Source organism: Streptomyces sp. NBC_00258 (genome assembly GCF_036182465.1).
GTDB lineage: Bacteria > Actinomycetota > Actinomycetes > Streptomycetales > Streptomycetaceae > Streptomyces.
In genome coordinates this window covers 925,082-943,082 of record NZ_CP108081.1, presented here as the reverse complement: position 1 = coordinate 943,082, position 18,001 = coordinate 925,082, and the positions used below count along the sequence as shown (strand labels likewise).

The window sequence follows — 18,001 nt, the reverse complement described above, 5'->3', positions numbered from 1 at the left end:
CGCCGGAAACTGGCAGGAGAACCCGTACCGGTCAATTCGGGATGATCACTGCGACAGCCATCGAGTCGAGCTCGCCGCGCCAGGTGCGCTCCCAGAGCGCTCGGGTTTGGTCGAGTCCCACGGTTCGTTCGCTGGCGAGGTGTCCTGTCGCCCACGCGAAAAGGACGCCTCGAGCACGTCGTTCGAGTTCGTCGACGTGCCGCTGCCCCATCCGTTCGGCCAGCTCGACGCGGCGAAGGCCGACGTTGAACTGTTCCACGGACGGCGTCGGGACGGGCGCAGGCTTCAGCTCGACGTCACGGGCGATGGCGGCGTGCGTCGCACCGATCCGGAGACTGCGTGCCAGTGCGGGCCCGAGGTGCCGGTGAACTGCCGCGGTGATGTCCGGCCGGCCGGCCACGTCGGCATAGACAGTGCCGGGGGCCCTGGCTATGGCTGCGAGATCGTCGTAGGACAGGATCTCGTCGTAGGCACCCGCTCGCTTCGCTGTCGCCGTGCGTGCCGACGCAGTGAGGCCGACGACGTGGATGCCGGCTCGTCGCAGCAGGACCGAGGTGGTCAGCGCGGTCCGGCTCGTCGCACTCGAGAACACGACCTGGGTGGGACTGCTCTCCCGCAGCTCGTCGTCCAGGTGGGCTGCGGACGGGACGGCGGACCACACTCCTACCTCTACGTCATCGATCCGGTCGTCGACGTAGTGGAGGTCGCGGTAGAGCGGGTGCATCTCGGCCCGTTCGGGCGCTGTGGCACGCATACCGTCCGGAAACGGTTCCGCCTGGACCAGGACATGTGTAGCCATCGGCATGAACCCTGCGAGCAGCTGACCGCGTCGAGCAAGGTTCGTATCGCCGTCGATGACGCGGGCCACCCCCCAAGCTGGAACGCGCCCCCAGGCGGGCTCGCTCGCCGGGAAGGGCGCCCAGTAGCCGAGCTTATGTCCGTTGAGTGCGTAGGTGACGTTGTTGAAGGTCAGGACGAGGCGCTCGATACGCAGCAGGACGTTTCCGCTGGTCGACGCCGAAAGCAGGTCGTGGACGACCCTCGTTGTCCGAAGTGGATCGTCGCGACGGAATTCGAGAGCGCGGGATCCTGAAGTGGGTAGCATGCAGCCATGATACTTACTGAACGACCAACAAGTATCATGGGGTCAGTGCTCTGTGCCACAGCTCTCGAACCGTTCGCGCAAGGTGCGCAGCATCCAGAGGGGTGCTCTCGCGTGGCAACTGCAGCGCAAGCGCGCGAAGTTGGGCGAACAGGGCGAACGTGATCTCGTCCGGATCAATATCTGGCTGGACTGTTCCGTCGGCGAGTCCCGCCACAATGTCGCCACGCACATCGGCCCTCAGCGCCGCGTCCCGCTCTCGGAACAAGGCGGCCAACTCGCCGTCGGCAGACGCCGCACCCCACAGCACCACAAACGCGTGGGCTCGCACGTCGCCGTCACCCAGTCGCCGGATATAGCCCTCGATCAGGGCGAGAAGCCGCTCCAGTCCGGGCTGGCGGTCCGCAAGGCCAGGAACGAAACCCGACTGGGCTCGTCGGACAAGGGCATCCAGGAGGCCCTGTTTGGAACCGAAGTGATGCGAGGCGATCCCGCGACTGTAACCGGCACGCTCACCCACTCGGGCCAAGGTCACAGCGGCCGGCCCCTCGGCCACGATCAATTCTGCAGCGCCGACGAGCAGCGCCTCCTCAGCCCTTTCCCGGCGCTCTCGCTGCGTCAGGCGCCCTGTGGTCACGGAGTTGTCAAACATCCGCAAACAATAGACGGGTGGGCGGTCACAGGCCGGAACGCACTTCGACGTACGCCCACGCGCCAATCCAGCAACTCGTCGTCCACCAAGCCGAACTCTGCAGCCCCGCCGGCACGGCGACGTGGGACATGCTGCCTACCGCTGTGCAGGACCGCTGGGTGCGTTGTGGCAAACCGGATCTCATTCGAAGCATGCGGCGCGGGTGATCGTTCGGACAGAGGTGCCGGTGCGGTCGTGGGCGTGAAGAAACGGGCCCCTTGGCGGTGCCTGGCTATCGAGGCCGGTCACGAGCGAGGAGACCCGTTGTCCGGCCCGGCCATGGCCCCTCCTGCCCCGCTGCGGTGAAACCAACGGTGATGGGGGAGCCGATCATGCTGTTGGCGCCGATCAGGAGGATTCTCCCGTAGATGCCTCGTTCGTTCCGGGGTCTTCGCGGGGAAGGGCCGGTCACGGCCCGGCAGGCGCGGCGACCGTGCCGCGTGTGGAGTGGGCGAGCAGCTTGGTCACCAGCTCGCGCAGGATCAGCCGCTCGACGGCGGTGAGCGGTTCCATCAGGTCGGCGGTCATCTGCGGGACGTGCGCGGTGAGGGCACGCTCCAGCAGGTCGTTGCCCTTTTCGGTGGCCTCCAGGAGGGAGGCCCTGCGGTCCTCGGGGTGAGGGTGCCGGGTGATCAGCCCGGCCTCTTCCATACGGGCGATCAGCCGGGTCAGGCCGCCGGAGGTGAAGGAGAGGTCCTCGGCGAGGCGGGCGCTGGTGGTGCGGCGTTGCGGATGGCGCGCCAGGCGCAGCAGCACCTCGAACTCGGACCCGCCGAGCCCGGAGGCCTGGCGGATCGTGTGTTCGGCCCGTCCGCCGACGGCGTCGGTCAGGCGCAGGATGTCGCCGTACAGGACGACTGCCTCATCGTTCAGAAGCCCACTCATAAACCTGACTCTACAGCAATATTTTTGCCCGCCATTTGAGTATTTGCGCATGTTAGTGACAGTTCTCTCGGTGCTTGAAGCTTGAAATACCACTGCCTATGCAGATACTTTTCCTACGCCGATCGCACCGCATCACACCGAAGGGACCCCCATGCCGCTCGGACGACGTCAGGTACTCGTCGCAGGCTCACTCACCGCCGCCGCAGGCGCCCTGGGCGCCAAAACGGCGCACGCAACGGGACACGGAGGGGAGACCAAGAGCCTGGAGCAGCTGTACCGCGAGGCGAAAGCGGAAGGCGGCTCGCTGATCGTCTACGCGGGCGGCGACACCGCGACCCAGCAGGACGGCAACAAGGCCGCCTTCGAGAAGGCGTTCCCCGGCATCACGCTGGACATCGTCGTGGACTACAGCAAGTTCCACGATGCCCGCATCGACAACCAGCTCGCCACCGATGCCCTCGTTCCCGACGTCGTCCAGCTGCAGACCCTGCAGGACTTCCCGCGCTGGAAGCGGGAAGGCGTACTGCGCTGCTACAAGCCGGCCGGCTTCTCCCGCGTGCACCCCGCCTTCAAAGACCCCGACGGCGCCTGGACCGGCATCTTCGTCGACGCGTTCTCCACGATCTACAACGTCGACAAGGCCGGGGCTACTGCGCCCGCCTCCGCCCGGGACCTCCTCGACCCCCGCTGGAAGGGGAAGATCGTCTCGACGTTCCCGAACGACGACGACGCCGTCCTCTACCTCTACAAGGTCATCGTCGACAAGTACGGCTGGGACTGGCTGCGCCGCTTCGTCGCCCAGGACATCGCCTGGGTACGCGGCACTCAGGAACCCGCCGACCGGGTCGAGGCAGGCAGCGCGGCCGTCGCCCTGGGCACCGACGGCATGCTGACCCCGGCCGACGGGGTCAGGACCCGCTTCGTCCTCCCGAAGAACGACCCCTTCATGGCCTGGGCCCAGCGCGCCGCCATCTTCAAGAACGCCAAGCACCCGGCCGCCGCCAAGCTGTACCTGAACTGGTGGCTCGACAAGCAGACCCAGTCCGACTTCTACATGTGGTCCGTCCGCACCGACGTCGCCCCTCATGCCGGCTACCGCCCCATCTGGGACTACCCCAACGCCAACCTGGACGGCTTCGACACGTTCATGGCCGACCGCGCCCTCGTCGAGCGCTTCCGGCAGCAGCTGACCCTCTACGTCGGCGAGGTCACCGGAGCGCCGTCCCCGGGCTGGTTGGGACTGCACCCCGGACGTCGGTGACCTGCGGGTCGCCCCTTTCGGCACCGCCTCGTCAGGCGGTGCCGAAAGGGGCGATGTCCAGCATCAGCTCGCGCAGGGCATGGTGAACCAGCAGATGGGCCCAGATCGGCCGGCGGACACCACCGGGGGTCTTGCTGCTGAGGACGCCCCGCGCCACGCCGGATGGACTTGATCTGCGCGAAGACGGATTCGATCTCCCCAGCATTCGCGGTAAAGGGCGGCGGGCTGCCGGGCCGGATACCTTCAGGCGCCCAAGGGACGTGGTGATCAGGCGGTGGCCGTCGGCTGCACCGTTCGTGACGTGGTTGTTGAGGCCGGTCACGAGCAAGGAGGCATCGAACTCCTGCGCAGTGCCGCCGGCGGCAACCCGCACCCCTCGTCGCTGACCCCGGCACCCGCCGGTCACCACCCTCGACCGCGATCCCGTACGGCTCGCCCTCGGTGTCACCGAGACCACGGCGGTCGCCTGCCTCATCCACCCTGAGCACGGCGGCACCGGCATCGCCCCCGGGCGGTGTGCCGTCCGCCAGCGGGAGCGGGCCTCCGACCGGACGGCATGGTCGGGCAGTTGGATGATCGCCGACTGAGCGGGTGGCCCTCCTTTTCTCGAAAGCGTCGTGCGTATTCGGAATTCCTCTCGTCACTTTCCGGCGTCGGCACAACCGACCGGGAGGAAAGCTCATCTAAGTCGGCGAAATCGACGACGGACCGGGGAGTCTTCCGAAAATGCTGTGCTCGATCCTGCCCACTGCCGCATTGCGTAGGAGTGGCAATCCCTACAAGGACGCGCGGCGCCGACCGGACAGGGACAGGGCGTGAACCCTGCAACCGGACCGAGGCGCCTGGCCGCCCTGCTCGGGGCGGCCATTACCGTCACCGCCTTCTGCGCCGCCGACGCCGTCGCCCGCAGCTATCCCTTCGGCCCGCGCACCCGGAGCGTCAACGACCTGGGCAACCAGTACGTGCCCCTCCACGCCCACCTGTGGGACCTGCTCCACGGGAGGACCGACGGCGGACTCCTCGTCAACTGGCAGTCCGGGTTCGGCTCCAGCTTCCTCCCCGACTTGGGGACCTACCTCACCAGCCCGTTCGCCCTGCTCGTGGGGGTGTTCCCACGGGACGAGATCGACCTCGCCGTCTATGTGATCACCATGCTGAAGACGGCGTGCGCCGGCGCTGCCATGGCCTGGCTGCTGCTCACGCTGCGCCCGGGCCGCTGGTGGGCGGCGGGCCTGCTGGGCGCCTCCTACGCCCTGTGCGGCTGGAGCGTGGCGGACGCCTCGTACAACCTGATGTGGCTCGACGGCCTCATCGCCCTGCCACTGCTGTGCCTGGTCGGCGAATGGATCCTGCAAGGGCGGCACCGGGTGCTCGGCGTGCTGGTGGTGACCCTCGCCTGGATCGCCAACTTCTACACCGCGTACATGGCCACCATCGGCGCCGGCCTGGTGTTTCTGGTCAGGCTGCTGCTCGCCCGTCCGTCCCGCAGGCAGGCGCTCGCGGCGGCGGGCCGGTCCGGGGTGACCGTCATCCTCGGCGTGGGCCTGGCCGCACCGCTGGTGGCCGTCGTGTACTTCGGCAGCAAGCACGCGTCCGCCGGCCGCTTCCGGGGGTTTGCGCCGGTGGCGGGGGAGGACCTGCTGGCCCGTGCGCTGCCGGCGACATACGGCTTCGGCACACCGGGTGTGTACGTGGGCATGACGGCGCTGCTGCTCGCCCTCGCCCTGCCGTTCCAACGGTCGGTGCCCCGGCGCGTGCGCGCGGCGTGGACGCTGCTCATGGCCGGGATGGTGCTGTCCATGCAGTGGGCGCCGACTCAGCTGGCCTGGCATGCCTTCGCCGCACCCCAGGGCAGTTCGTACCGCCAGACCTTCGTCCTGTGCGGGCTGCTGGTGATCGCCGCGTGGTACTCGCTCTCGTACGGCCCGCCCGACCGGCGCGCGCTGGGCGCGGCCGGCGCGCTGCTCGCACTGACCGCCGCTGTAGCGAGCCGGAGCGATCTCATGCGCCCCTTCGTCTGGCCGGTGCTGCTCGTCGCCGCGGCGGGCGCGCTGGTCGGGCTCGCCCTGCTCGGCCGCACCGGAGACAAGCCGCTCTTCGTCGGCGGGCGTCGCACGGTGCCGGCCGTGATCGCCGTGACACTGCTCATCGGGGCGCAGCTCGGCGAGGCCACCGCGACCTCCGCCGTGGCCACCCGGCTGCGGTTCGGCCACATGGACGACTACGCGCCCTGGGGCGACCGGCAGAGGAGCCAGGCGCGGTTGATCGACGAGGTCGACGGCTGGCCCCGGTACCGCACCGACCCGGGCCGGGAGCAGACCGTCGCCAACGACCCGATGGTGGTGGGCGGCCAGGGTGCCCAGTACTACAGCAGTCACACCTCCGACATCCTCAGCCGCACGCTGCCCGCCCTCGGGGGCGGCTGGGCCTCGCGGGGCCGCAACCTGCAGAACCTGGACAACGCGGTGACCGACGCGATCTTCTCCGTCGGCGCACGGGTGCACTCCCCGCCGGACCCGCACCAGACCTGGTTCCCGCAGGACGGCAGCCGGGTGACCGTGTCCCGCCAGGCCGTACCGCCCCTGGTGACGGTTCGGCCGCCCGGCAGCCCGGCGGGCACCCGCTCGCGCGCCTTGGGCTTCGGGCCGTCGCCGTACCGCAACCAGGAACTGCTGCTGGGCACCCGGGTGTACGGCGTGCCCAGGCTCACGGTCCGCACCGCCGCCGCCCGGCAGCCGGACCGCAGCCGCGACGAGCGGCCCGGCCTGCTCATCGGTCCGCCCACTCCAGGGGTCTCCGTACAGAAGCCGACGATCACGGCTCGCTGCCGGGCCGGCAGCGAGGTGTATCTGTGGGCGCCGTACTTCTCGGGCACCGCACGGCTTGTCGGTGACGCGGCCGGCCCGATCGGGCGGTTCAGGTCCGACCACGGCACCAAGATCGCCGCCATGCAACGGCTCGGCAGGGTGCCGGTCTCTGGCAGCCTGCGGATCGAGCTGCTCCCGGACCGTATGAGCCTTGTCCCGGACGGGGCGGTCGGCTGCCTGGACACCGCCCGGCTGAACACCGCGGTCGCAGGGCTGAAGGCCACCGGCGCCACCAAGGTGTCCGTGTCCGACGGCACCATCCGGGCCGAGCTCCCGGCCGGCAGTGTGGGGACCGCCGTCGTCGCGGCACCCCGGATCGCCGGCTGGCGCTGTGCCATGGGCGACGATCCGGCCCTGCCCGCCACGGAGTACCACGGGCTGACAGCCATCCCGCTCGACGGCATCTCGACCAGCCTCACCTGTACCTTCCATCCGCCCGGTCTACGGGTGGGTACGGTCGTCGGGGCCACTTCGCTGCTGGGCTTTGTACTGCTCGCCGCCATTCCCGCCGTCCGTCGACGCTGGTTTATTCCAGGGAGGAAAACAACGTCCGTCCCAAGCAATGCAGAACGAACAGAAGAGTTCATTCCCTGATGCACCGCTTCGTGGATAGCAGCATAATAGACACCGGTGATTAACTTGGCGTTAATCTAATGCTTGCGATCAGTGTGTGAATCTTCCCCCTGGGTGCGCGCGCCGCGCGAGTCGGTCCCGTCCGACTCGCGCGGCGCGCCGTAGCTCCCGGCCGCCAACATGGCAGCGGGCAGCTCGGGCTGATCACGACGAATAGCCTGCCGCAGCGCCTACCGCTTCTACACCTTTCTGCCCCGCCTCTGCCGACGCGCGGTGCGGCGGAGGGACAGCCGGCGTCCGGCCCCCGGATGAGCGGAAGGATCCGCAACCGTACCTGCGCAAGGCCGACCCGGCGCTCCTGCTCCCACCGGCATCGCCTCCACCCTCGTCCGGGGCCGTACCGACATCGACGTCCCGCGGGCGGTCGCCGAGTCGTACGCGGACGCGGCGGCGAAGGCGTGCGAGGTGGTCGGCCTGACGCTCCTGGAGGACGCCGGCCACTTCCGGCTGCGGACGCGTGCGAGGTGGTGGCGGAGAAGATCGCGCAACTGGCCTGGTGACACCGGCCTTGGGGTCCGCGGCACCCTGAGCGAGCACTGTGCGCCAACGCGACGCGCGTCGCAGGCCTTCGTCGCGTCGCGTGGTCGGCGGCCCCGTCATACCCGTAATACCTGAGAGCTACGTCGCAGATGAGCTCCCTGGCGTGACGCGTACTCGACTCTCAAGATCTCTCTCACCAGCGGCGTGGTGCACGTCGTGATCGACAACCCTCCCGTCAACCTGCTCGATGCCGCCCTGATGACGGACCTGGACTGCTTCGCGGACGCCATGTCCGGCGACCACGACATCCGGGTGATCGTTTTTGACAGTGCGGATCCGGACTTCTTCGTCGGGCACGGGGACATGACGACCGCCGATGCCCCGGCGACATTCGTTGCCCTCCGCGTCGCGCCGGAACAAGACCAGTCCCTCAACCCGATGATGCGGCTCCATGAACGCATCCGGTCGCTGCCGCAGATCACCATCGCCAAGCTGCGCGGACTGGCACGCGGCGGCGGTGCGGAACTGCTGTCCGCGATGCACGTCCGCAAACTCGCCGATCTCAACAAGCCAGGACGGCCGGAACGGCCGCCGTGGGTGCACCTGATGGCCATGCGTAAGCGCAAGACCCTCGCGGTCCGCGAACGCTGCCACCAGGACATTCATGCGGGACGGGTCCACAGCCACCACCCGGAAATGATCACTGGAGAGCCGTGTGCGGGGAAATCTCGCCAGCACGGTTCGGGAAGGGGCCGTTGAAAAGGACCCGCACCACGGGCACCTCGTCAGCGGCCCACTTCACTCTGTGGGAGCCCGGGGGTGAGACTCCCTCGGGCCATCCGACCACTGTCTTGCGCACCATGCTGCGCGTGCCACTGTCGCCCGGGCGGGAGCACCGCGTGATCGGCGTCAACGACTTTCGCTCAATGAGGTGCAGAACTCGCCGGACATCGGCCGCAAGACCAGCCGCATCTGCATGAAGGTCGGCAAACATACCGGGTTCGCGCGGCGGCCCGTCGAACGGATTCGGCGCGGATCACTCGTGGATGCGGTATCCAGGCGTGCCGAGGCCCTCGATGGCGATCCCCATGAGTCGAGCGGCGTGCTGCGCAGCGCTGGGAGCATGCTCGGCCGCAAGGGATACCGCGTTGGCGAGGGTGAGCAGTTCGAGGATGGTCACGTCGCCGCGGATGGTTCCGTCGTGCTGAGCGCAGGCCAAAAGGTCAGCACCCGCCTCCATCAGCAGCTGCTCGCAGCTCGAGTCCTGCGAAGACGACGTGATTGTGCCGGTTCCTTGCAGCAAGGAACGGGCGGCGCCGCGCGTGGTGGCGCCGAAGACCGCCAGGGCCGTCAACCATTTCGCCAGAGCAGTTGCGGACGGGTACTCGTTCGCCAATGACCGGGCCTCGCCGCACAGCTGCGCCACGCGTTCCTGGAAGACGGCTTGGAGCAGAACCCACCGGGACGGGAAGTGGCGGTGCAGGGTGGCCGAGCCGACGCCGGCCTGCCGTGCGATCTCTTCCAGGGAGGCGTCCGCTCCGCGCCGGGACACCTCCGCCGCGGCCGCCTCGAGAATCCGATCGTAGTTGCGGCGCGCATCCGCGCGCTTGGGCGGGCCGGGGTCCTTGCTGCCCACTTTCCTGGTCTCCTTCCTCACCACCGGAAACGGGGTACCACCCCATTCTTGCACTGCCGTCGACCTTCCCTGCTTGACAGGAAGTGGGGGGCGCCCCCATATTTGCAAACGGAGGGGGACCCCACTTTTGGTGCCCGAGGAGTTACCCATGCGCAGCCCGCGTACGACTCATACCGGTGCAGATGCAGCCCCGGTCAGGGGCGACGAAGGCGGTGTCGTTCGGCTCGTGAGCGGGCCAAGCGTGACTGGCAGTCTTTCGCGCGCGCCGGTCCGGATCGAGGTGTGGTCGGACATCCAGTGCGTGTGGTGTTACATCGGCCACGCGCGGTGGGTGAAAGCACTTGCTCAGGTGGACATCCCCACCACGCTCGTGCACCGCTCCTTCGCGCTGCAGCCCGAAGCCCCCGACGACTTCGACGCCCAGACTTATCTGCGGGCCCACCGAGGCCTGTCGGAAACGGACCAACAACAGCTGTTCGACAAGATGAAGCAAACCGCCGCAGCCGACAGTCTTGCCTACGAGCCGAGTCGCATCCGGCCGACCAACTCCCGAGCCGCCCTTGGGTTGCTGCACCATGCCGCATCCGTCGGCCGGCAGCAGCCGTTACTGGAGCGCCTCTACCGGGCGTACTTCGCCCAGGGCCGGCACATCGGCCGTCCCGGCGAACTCGTCGCCCTCGCAGCCGAGGCCGGAATGGACCCTGACGATGCGCGGCGCGCGCTGGCCGAAGGAAGCCACGCCCGGGACGTCGACCTCGACCGGGCGCAGGCTCGAGCGCTCGGCATTCGCAGCGTCCCCTTCACCGTCGTCAACAACCGGTACGCGATCTCCGGGGCCCAGAGCCCTGAGTCCCTGACCGGCCTCCTCACCCGCTTCGCCCCCGCCCGCCCTCAAGACGCGTAAGAGAAGAGACATCACCATGCGTGCCGTACAGTTCGACCGTTTTGGCCCGCCCGAGGTGCTACGCATCAACGACATACCCACGCCCCAGCCGGGACCGGGCGAAGTCCTCGTCGAGGTGCATGCCGCGAGCGTGGACGCCGGCGAGACCGCCTTCAGAGCGGGCAAGATGCGACGGGTAACACGCACCCGCTTCCCCCGCGGCCTGGGCAGCGACTTCACCGGCCGGGTCGCGGCCGTCGGCAGCGACGTACGCGCCTGGAAGGTTGGAGCCGAGGTATGGGGACTCATGCCCCACTTCACCTTCGGGGCCATAGCCGACTACGTCGCCGTACCCGAGCAACGGCTCGCCCGCGCCCCCGAGAACCTCAGCCTGCTCGAAGCCGCCGCCCTCCCGGTGTCGGGCACCACTGCAATGACCGCCCTGACCGACAAAGCGCAACTCCAGTCCGGGGAACGGCTCCTGGTCCGCGGAGCCACCGGCGGAGTCGGCAGCGTCACCGTGCAACTGGGCAAGGCCCTCGGCGCGCATGTCACAGCCCTGGCCGGCGCCCGCAACCTCGACTGGATCACCCAGCTCGGCGCGGACGAGACCCTGAACTACCGCACAACCCGACCCGATGACCTCGATCGATTCGATGTGATCGTCGATGTCGTCGGCACCGACTTGGGTGCCTACCAGTCACGGCTGACCCACCGAGGACGTCTAATCGCACTCGCCTTCGACCCGGACCGCGTCGTTTCCTCCATGCTCAGCACCGGACTGCGGGCAGCTACCACCCCCCGGCGCATCAAGATGTTCAGCAACAACCCGCCGGTTGAACGGATCGCCGAGCTGACGCGGGCTGCGGAGGCGGGAACGATCCGGCCGATGATCGACACGGTCTTCCCCATGCACGACATCGCAGCAGTCCACCACCGGCTTGAAACCGGCGGTGTCCGCGGTAAACACGTCATCAACATGCAGCGCCTCTGACTCGGCCCTGCCAAGGGGGACTGTCAATGAGGGTCTGTTCCGTAGCCGGTGGTGATGGAGGGTGTGTCAGCCCGGGAGGACACGGTGGCGACCGGGCCCTCCTCACATCAAGAGGAAGTTATCCAACGGGGGATCCGGTGGTCCCGGATAGCCCGGTGAGCCTGCTCAACCCGCCCCGCCGCCGAACAGCCAGCTGTAGCGCAGCCGCAGTGCCCCGTTCCACGCTGGCCGTCATGGCGGCGATCGCGACGCTGATGTTGAGCCAGGTCGACGGCAGGTCGACGGGCAGGGTGAGCCTCCCGATGCGCCGGGCGAAGGGTTCCACCTGAGCCAGTTGTCCAGCGAGTTGCGAGGTGGGCAGGGCCGGGGCGGCGACGAGAACGATTGCTCAGAGGGGACTGGTCGTCCTCGGGGCTGACAAGACGGCCGAGCCGGGGGCGCGCGGCACCGTGCGGCTTTCCGCCACCGGCCCCGACGGGCAGCGGGCCGAGGCCGAGACGGTGATGACGGCGGGGACACCGGAGCTCTGGGGCAAGAAGCTCGCCATCGAAGACGCTCCGGCCGGCAAGGCCGTGGAGATATGGGGCGGGGCCCTCAACCGCGGGCCTGTCGCGGCGAGCGGATTCGGGGTGACGGTGGTGGCCTCGCGGATGGAGATCGACCGCAGATACGACAACTGCCGCTATGCCGAAAGCGGTGAGTCCCGCGCGTACTGCTTCTTCGACACCCGCGTGGAGCCGGGCGAGGCCTACGCGTTCGACGCACCGTTCGTCGTGGAGGGCGGGGAGGAGCTGACGAAGAGCTCGGTGAACATGAGCATCTTCGCGCCCGGGCAGGACGCCGGACCGTACTTCAACGCGGAGGAGTACACGGTCCCCGGGGCGGGACCGAAGCTCGGCTTGAAGCCGACCGAGCCCAAGGGCTTTACGCAGCTGTCCGGCCACATCTCCATCGACACCGACCAGCGGGTCGACGTAGGGGCCGTGGCCGGGAACCTCCGGGGACGGCCCGGTGACATCGTCCAGTTGGAGGTGGGTCTGCGCAACAAGGGTCCGGGGCGTATCGACGCGCGCTACCTCCGTTACGAGATCGTCCCGCCCGAGGGCATCACCCTGATGCCGCCGGAGAAGCCGTCCCCGGACCCGGAGGCCGACGAGGCTCCCTACTGGATCTGCAGTCCATGGGAGCCGGGCGAGGAGCGGTACACCTGTGGAAGCAAGAGCCTGAGGCCCGGCGCGTCCGAGACACAGGTGCTGAGGTTCCGTATCGACGGGAGGACCACGGGTACCGGCCACGTGAAGGTCGTCTTCAAGGGCGGCTATGCGGAGCGCGACTCGGACAAGGGAAACAACGTCGCAAAGATCACGGTGCAGGTTGCCGGTGCGGGAGACGGTCAGGGCCGTGATGCCGACGGCCGGAAGGGTGGGCTCCCGTGGAGCCTCGCCGCGGGCGCCGCGGTCGTCGGCGCCCTCGCTCTGGCGGCAGCGGTCCTGTACGGCATCCGCCGCTTCCACACGCGAGGCTGACGGCGCGTTCGACCACGATGCCACCCGGATACACCCGCCACAGAGATCACCATCACCCCGTGCGGTGACCGGGACGGCGTGCCGACGGCAATCAGGAAGCGGGGACGGGATCCAGCCGGTAGGCGTCCCCGTGGGCGACCACGCGGCCGGCGGTGGGCGGTGCGAAGTGGGTGCCGAGGAGGAGGGTGTCCGTGCCGGCGAGGGAGCCGAGCAGCTCGCGGCGGGTGGCCTCGGACTGCCGCGGGTCGATGTCGACGCAGGCGCCGATGAGGGGGTGGGCGAGCTGGACGGGGTGGTGGACGCAGTCGCCGGAGATCAGCGCCGTCTCCTCCTGGCTGGTCAGTTCCACGGCGACGTGGCCGGGGGTGTGGCCGGGTGTCGGGATCAGGCGCAGGCCGGGGGAGATCTCGGCCCCCTTGTGCGGGACGTCGACCGTGCTCAGCAGACCCGCATGTTCGACCGGGATCACGGAGTCGCGGAACATCTGTTCGCGTGCCTCCTCCATGTCGTACGTGGCCCAGAACTCCCGCTCGGCGCGGGAGGTGAGGTAGCGGGCGTTGGGGAAGGTGGGGACCCATTCGCCGTTCACCTGCCGTGTGTTCCAGCCGACGTGATCGGCGTGCAGGTGGGTGAGGATCACCAGGTCGACGGAGTCCGGGGGGAAACCGGCGGCGGTGAGGCGCTCCAGGAAGCCGGTCCGCAGGTTGTGCCAGGCCGGGTTGGCCCGCTCCTTGCCGTTGCCGATGCCGGTGTCGACGAGAACGCGCAGCCCGTTCACGATGAACGCGAAGCTGTGGCTGTCGATGTGCAGAATCCCGTCCTGGCCGGCGAAGTGGGGGTGCAGCCAGTCCTGGGCGGTCACCACCTCAGGGGTGGCGTCGGGCAGCAGCCAGGGTCCGGTCGCGGGCGGCAGGGCGACCTCGTCGATGCGGTGGACGGTGACGCCGCCCACGGTCCAGGAGGGGATGGGGGCGGTGGCGGGGGAGGTGTGCATTGTGTGTCGTTTCCCTTGATCTCTTCAGCGGAAGCGGTCGGTTGTTCTCTTCAGTGGGAGCGGTCGGCTTCGGGGCGGGCCGCTCCGCGTCGTGACGCGGTGAGTGTCGCCAGGGCCGCCAGGGCGAGGAGAGCGGCGGTGATGGCGTAGGCGTGTGAGGTGGTCCCCAGCCCGTAGTGCTGGGTGGCGGCGCCCGCGGCGACGGCGGGCAGGCTCATGGAGAGGTAGCTGAGGATGTAGTAGGCGGCCAGTGTCGCGGCGCGGTCCCGCTCGTCGAGCGAGGCGAGGAGCATACGCAGCGCCCCCTGGGAAACGGCGCCGAAGGCGATGCCGGCCAGCACCGCGCCGCCGTAGACGGCGGGCAGCCCGGCGCCGTGCAGACCGCTCAAAGTCAGGGCCGCGGCGGGCAGGACGGACAGGCAGCCGCCGATCGCCGTGGCGCGGGGCGGCCTGCGCCGCAGCGCCCATACGGTGAGCGCGGCGGTGGCGCTGAGGGTGAAGAAGACCATGCCGCGGGCTGCTTGCGGGGCGTCGGGGGCCACCAGGCGTACGAGGGCCGGGCCGAGGGAGGAGTAGAAGCCGCCCAGCGCCCAGACGGTGCCGACAGCGGCGCCCGTGGCCAGCAGGGTGTGGCGGACCGGGGGCGGGACGCCGGCCCGCGGGCGCAGCGACCGCAGCGCTCCCGCGTGGCGGTGGGCCGTCTCCGTGGTGAAGGTGGCCGTGATCGCCTGGGCGAGGACAACGCCGCCAGCAGTACGTAGACGGTGACGGTGGGGGCAGGGGCGAAACGGACGAGCAGGGTGGAGACGAGCACGCCGGTGGCCATGCCGGCGACCGGGGTGACGCTGTTGGCCAGGGCGGACCGGCCCGGGCGCCGGGGGTTTTCCAGGTCGAGGAGTGCCGCACCCGCGGCGCTGGTGGCCGCGCCGGTGGCCGCTCCTTGCAGGACCCGGGCGATGGTCAGGGAGCCCGCGCCGTCCGCTGAGGCCAGGAGGACCATGGAGGCGGCCGCCATGAGCAGGGCGCCTGCCAGGACGGGGCGTCGCCCCAGGTGGTCGGAGAGCGCTCCGGTGGTGAGCAGGGCCAGCAACAGGGCCAGGGCGTACGCGCTGAAGACCACGGTGACGGCGAGCGCGGAGAGGCCCCACTGGTCCTGGTAGAGAGGATAGAGCGGGGTCGGAGCGCTGGACGCGGCCAGGAGGGCCGCGAGTATCGACACGTCGAGGGCGAAGGAAGCCGTGCGCCTCTTCGTACAGGCGCGGGCGGCCCGATGGGCGACGTGCGCGGGTGCGTCGGCCACCACGGGTGCGTCGGACATGACGCCGGGCATGGGACCCCTTCCATAAATGCAATGAATTTGCTTTAAGGAACGGTAGAGCCTACGGTCGGCTTAACGCAAACCGTTGGCTTTTAGTGCGGGGCGCTTCGTTGCCACGCCCCTGATCAGGAGAGACCCGTGCCCTCCGTTGAACTCACGCCGTCCGAGGTCGCCCGCTGGGCCGCCCGAGCCGGACTTCCGCTGCCCGATGACCGCCACACCGCGGCCGCCGCCACCGCCAACCACATCCACTCCGTCGTCGCGGTCCTGCGTGAGCTGGACTTCGGGGACACCCCGCCCGCTGGCGCCTACCGCGCAGGAAAGGAGAAGCGCGATGCAGCCGTATGAGCTGACCCTCGCCGACGCCGCGCAGCAGATCCGGGCCCGCCGGCTGTCCCCCGTCGAGCTGGTGGACTCGGTCCTCGGCCGCATCGACCAGGTGGACCCGCACGTCGAGGCGTACGTCGCGGTCACCGCGGAGCAGGCCCGCGGCGCGGCGCGGGAGGCCGAGCAGGAAGCGGCCCGCGGCGTGTTCCGGGGGCCGCTGCACGGCGTCCCGGCCGGGCTCAAGGACCTGATCGACGTCGCCGGTTCGCCCACCAGCGCCAGTTCCCGGGTCCGGGCCGGCCACCGCGCGGCCGCTGACAGCACGGTCGCCGCCCGGCTGCGGGCCGCAGGCTCCGTCCTGGTCGGCAAGACCCACACCCACGAGTTCGCCTACGGCCTGACCACCCCGCAGACCGGCAACGCCTGGGACCGCGGCCGGGTCGCGGGAGGCTCCAGCGGGGGGTCCGCCGTCGCGGTGGCGGCCGGGGCGGCGACCTTCGCCCTCGGCACCGACACCGGCGGGTCGATCCGGGTTCCCGCCGCGCTGAACGGGGTCGTCGGCTTCAAGCCGACCTACGGGCTGGTGCCGCGCCACGGCATCACGTCGCTGTCCTGGTCGCTGGACCACGTCGGCCCGGTCACCCGCACCGTCGAGGACGCGGCCCTGGTCCTGACCGTCCTCGCCGGGCATGACCCGCGTGACCCCGCCTCGGTGGACACCCCCGCCGTCGACCACCGGCCGGAACGGGAGCCGGACCTGGCGGGCGTGCGCGTCGGGGTGCCGCGCAATTACTACTTCGACCATGTCGACACGGAGGTGGAGACCGCCGTCCGCCGGGGCATCGCGCAGCTGGAGACGCTCGGCGCCCATCTCGTCGAGATCGACATCCCGATGACCCGGTACATCCAGGCCACCCAGTGGGGGCTGATGGTGCCGGAGGCCACCGCCTACCACGAGGGCACGCTGCGTACCGTCCCCGAGCTGTACCAGGCGGACGTCCGCATCCTCCTGGAGGCCGGTGAGCTGATGGGTGCGGGCGACTATCTGCGTGCCCAGCGCTCCCGGACGCTCATGCAGGAGGAATGGGCCCGCATTCTGGAGAAGGCCGACGTGATCGCCGCCCCGGCGGTCCCGATGACCGCGGTGAAGGCCGGTCAGGAGAGCGTCACCTGGTCCGACGGCTCGACCGAGGCCGTCTCCGACGCCTACGTGCGTCTATCCTCCCCGGCCAACATCACCGGAGTGCCCGCTCTGTCCGTCCCGGTGGGCCACGACACGGCGGGCATGCCGATCGGCATGCAGCTGCTCGGGCGGCCCTTCGGTGAGCGGCAGCTGCTGCGGGTGGGCCACGCCTACGAGCGGACGCAGGCCGCCCGATCGCTCGCGCCGGCCGGCTGAGAGCGGCGTGCGGGCCAGTCGGTTCCGGACCGGCCCATATGCCGTTCGGCTCCGGTCGGGATCAGGACCGGATGCCCGCAGCCAGTAGACCGGCGAGGGGGCCCTGGCGCGGCCGTCGAGCCGGCATGCTCCTCCTAAACGCAAGAACTGTGCTTTAAGGTGAGACTATGAGTCGCAAGCCGATGGTGCGCCCCGGCGGGCGCAGTGCAAGGGTCCAGGCTTCGGTGCACACCGCTGTCCGCGAAATCCTTTCGGAGCGGGGCCGAGACGCGGTGACCGTCCCGCTGGTCGCCCAGCGCGCCGGAGTCACCCCCTCGACGATCTACCGCCGCTGGGGCGACCTTCAGGAGCTGCTGTCGGACGTCGCGGTGGAGCGCCTACGGCCTGACACCGCGCCGGAGGACCACGGTGACCTGCTGTCCGACCTGACGGCCTGGGCCGAACAATTCCTCGACGAGATGTCGTCCCCCTCCGGCCGCGCCTACATCCGTGACGCTCTGCTCGGCGACCCGGACGGCAGTTACGCCGGTCAGTGCTCGGCCTACGCGGCCGAACAGGTCGACGTCATGCTCGCCCGCGCGATCGGCCGCGAGGAGAACACTCCCGACGTCGAGACGGCGATGGACCGCGTGGTCGCCCCCATGATGTACCGCATCCTCTTCCGCCCGGCCGGACTCGACGCCGCGTACGCCCGTCGGCTCGTGACCGAACTCCTCGACATGGGCGAAGAACAACCCCGCCCATGATCCAGATTCCTCGAGGCCCGCGCAGGAGGAACCGCCCAGATTCACCGTTGCTCATGCCCGCGGGCCATCGCAGCTCGAGCGAGACAAGGGCCTTCGGCTTGTGGTGTGGTCCGTGGAGATCACCGAACTGGTCGGTATACGGCGCCGTGGCGGCGGGTGTACGTGGCCTCCGCCGAGGATGTGTCCGTACGGGAGGCTGCGCGCCGCTTGAGGCGTAGTGGTGTGTCCGAGGTCGGTGGGCTGCAGGGGTCGGTTCTTG

At 69.6% G+C, this 18,001-nt stretch carries 17 protein-coding genes and 1 pseudogene; 10 read left to right on the top strand and 8 right to left on the bottom strand.

Annotated features, from left to right (window positions below):
• Positions 1–31: 31 nt before the first annotated feature.
• The 3 genes from OG718_RS04480 to OG718_RS04470 form a co-directional block, all read right to left on the bottom strand.
• Positions 32–1,105 carry a DUF2855 family protein gene (locus tag OG718_RS04480; protein WP_328843329.1) on the bottom strand — a complete coding sequence of 358 codons (1,074 nt, stop codon included), beginning with the start codon at positions 1,103–1,105 and terminating at the stop codon, positions 32–34.
• 34 nt (positions 1,106–1,139) lie between these two features.
• Complete coding sequence (locus OG718_RS04475; RefSeq protein ID WP_223065013.1) at positions 1,140–1,754, bottom strand: TetR/AcrR family transcriptional regulator; 615 nt, start codon at positions 1,752–1,754, stop codon at positions 1,140–1,142.
• Between the two features lie 447 nt (positions 1,755–2,201).
• Positions 2,202–2,678 (bottom strand): MarR family winged helix-turn-helix transcriptional regulator, encoded by a 477-nt coding sequence (locus OG718_RS04470; RefSeq protein WP_328843328.1) that lies wholly within the window; start codon positions 2,676–2,678, stop codon positions 2,202–2,204.
• Between the two features lie 151 nt (positions 2,679–2,829).
• Here OG718_RS04470 and OG718_RS04465 point away from each other — a divergent pair, with 151 nt between their 5' ends.
• Positions 2,830–3,939, top strand: a complete 1,110-nt coding sequence (locus OG718_RS04465) for an ABC transporter substrate-binding protein (protein ID WP_328843327.1) — start codon at positions 2,830–2,832, stop codon at positions 3,937–3,939.
• Between the two features lie 31 nt (positions 3,940–3,970).
• Here the strand turns inward: OG718_RS04465 and OG718_RS04460 are convergent, their stop codons facing one another.
• Positions 3,971–4,096: a hypothetical protein gene (locus tag OG718_RS04460; protein ID WP_306935195.1), complete on the bottom strand. Its 126-nt coding sequence runs from the start codon at positions 4,094–4,096 to the stop codon at positions 3,971–3,973.
• A 658-nt stretch (positions 4,097–4,754) separates the two neighbouring features.
• On the opposite strand from OG718_RS04460, the gene OG718_RS04455 reads away from it, so the two are divergent.
• The 3 genes and pseudogenes from OG718_RS04455 (at position 4,755) to OG718_RS04445 (ending at position 8,678) form a co-directional block, all read left to right on the top strand.
• Positions 4,755–7,400: a YfhO family protein gene (locus OG718_RS04455; RefSeq protein WP_328843326.1), complete on the top strand. Its 2,646-nt coding sequence runs from the start codon at positions 4,755–4,757 to the stop codon at positions 7,398–7,400.
• 322 nt (positions 7,401–7,722) lie between these two features.
• Positions 7,723–7,939, top strand: a pseudogene (locus OG718_RS04450) (alpha/beta hydrolase); the annotation flags it as partial.
• Between the two features lie 184 nt (positions 7,940–8,123).
• Positions 8,124–8,678, top strand: a complete 555-nt coding sequence (locus OG718_RS04445) for an enoyl-CoA hydratase/isomerase family protein (RefSeq protein ID WP_328843325.1) — start codon at positions 8,124–8,126, stop codon at positions 8,676–8,678.
• Between the two features lie 277 nt (positions 8,679–8,955).
• Here OG718_RS04445 and OG718_RS04440 read toward each other — a convergent pair whose 3' ends face one another.
• On the bottom strand, positions 8,956–9,555 hold the full coding sequence (locus OG718_RS04440) for a TetR/AcrR family transcriptional regulator (protein WP_328843324.1): 600 nt from the start codon (positions 9,553–9,555) through the stop codon (positions 8,956–8,958).
• A gap of 148 nt (positions 9,556–9,703) precedes the next feature.
• On the opposite strand from OG718_RS04440, the gene OG718_RS04435 reads away from it, so the two are divergent.
• The 3 genes from OG718_RS04435 to OG718_RS04425 all read left to right on the top strand — a co-directional run bounded on the left by OG718_RS04435 (position 9,704) and on the right by OG718_RS04425 (position 12,958).
• Positions 9,704–10,459 (top strand): DsbA family oxidoreductase, encoded by a 756-nt coding sequence (locus OG718_RS04435; RefSeq protein WP_328843323.1) that lies wholly within the window; start codon positions 9,704–9,706, stop codon positions 10,457–10,459.
• Between the two features lie 16 nt (positions 10,460–10,475).
• The gene (locus OG718_RS04430) at positions 10,476–11,432 is read left to right on the top strand and encodes an NAD(P)-dependent alcohol dehydrogenase (protein WP_143644287.1); all 957 of its coding nucleotides are present in this window, start codon (positions 10,476–10,478) and stop codon (positions 11,430–11,432) included.
• A gap of 449 nt (positions 11,433–11,881) precedes the next feature.
• Entirely contained in the window at positions 11,882–12,958 is a 1,077-nt protein-coding gene (locus OG718_RS04425) for a hypothetical protein (protein WP_328843322.1), read from the top strand.
• 91 nt (positions 12,959–13,049) lie between these two features.
• On the opposite strand, the gene OG718_RS04420 is transcribed toward OG718_RS04425, so the two are convergent.
• From OG718_RS04420 to OG718_RS04410, 3 genes are read right to left on the bottom strand one after another with little or no spacing between them, the layout of a single operon-like run.
• A complete protein-coding gene (locus OG718_RS04420) occupies positions 13,050–13,952 on the bottom strand; it encodes an MBL fold metallo-hydrolase (protein ID WP_328843321.1) in 903 nt (300 codons plus the stop codon).
• A 50-nt stretch (positions 13,953–14,002) separates the two neighbouring features.
• Entirely contained in the window at positions 14,003–14,461 is a 459-nt protein-coding gene (locus OG718_RS04415) for a hypothetical protein (RefSeq protein ID WP_260695871.1), read from the bottom strand.
• Positions 14,344–15,270 (bottom strand): MFS transporter, encoded by a 927-nt coding sequence (locus tag OG718_RS04410; RefSeq protein ID WP_328843320.1) that lies wholly within the window; start codon positions 15,268–15,270, stop codon positions 14,344–14,346. Before OG718_RS04410 ends, OG718_RS04415 begins: the two co-directional genes overlap by 118 nt.
• Positions 15,271–15,408: 138 nt before the next feature.
• On the opposite strand from OG718_RS04410, the gene OG718_RS04405 reads away from it, so the two are divergent.
• The 3 genes from OG718_RS04405 to OG718_RS04395 all read left to right on the top strand — a co-directional run bounded on the left by OG718_RS04405 (position 15,409) and on the right by OG718_RS04395 (position 17,742).
• A complete protein-coding gene (locus OG718_RS04405; RefSeq protein ID WP_143644289.1) occupies positions 15,409–15,618 on the top strand; it encodes a hypothetical protein in 210 nt (69 codons plus the stop codon).
• A complete protein-coding gene (locus OG718_RS04400) occupies positions 15,605–16,996 on the top strand; it encodes an amidase (RefSeq protein WP_328843319.1) in 1,392 nt (463 codons plus the stop codon). The genes OG718_RS04405 and OG718_RS04400 overlap by 14 nt, the downstream gene beginning before the upstream one ends.
• 167 nt (positions 16,997–17,163) lie before the next feature.
• The gene (locus tag OG718_RS04395; protein WP_328843318.1) at positions 17,164–17,742 is read left to right on the top strand and encodes a TetR/AcrR family transcriptional regulator; all 579 of its coding nucleotides are present in this window, start codon (positions 17,164–17,166) and stop codon (positions 17,740–17,742) included.
• Positions 17,743–18,001: the final 259 nt, after the last annotated feature.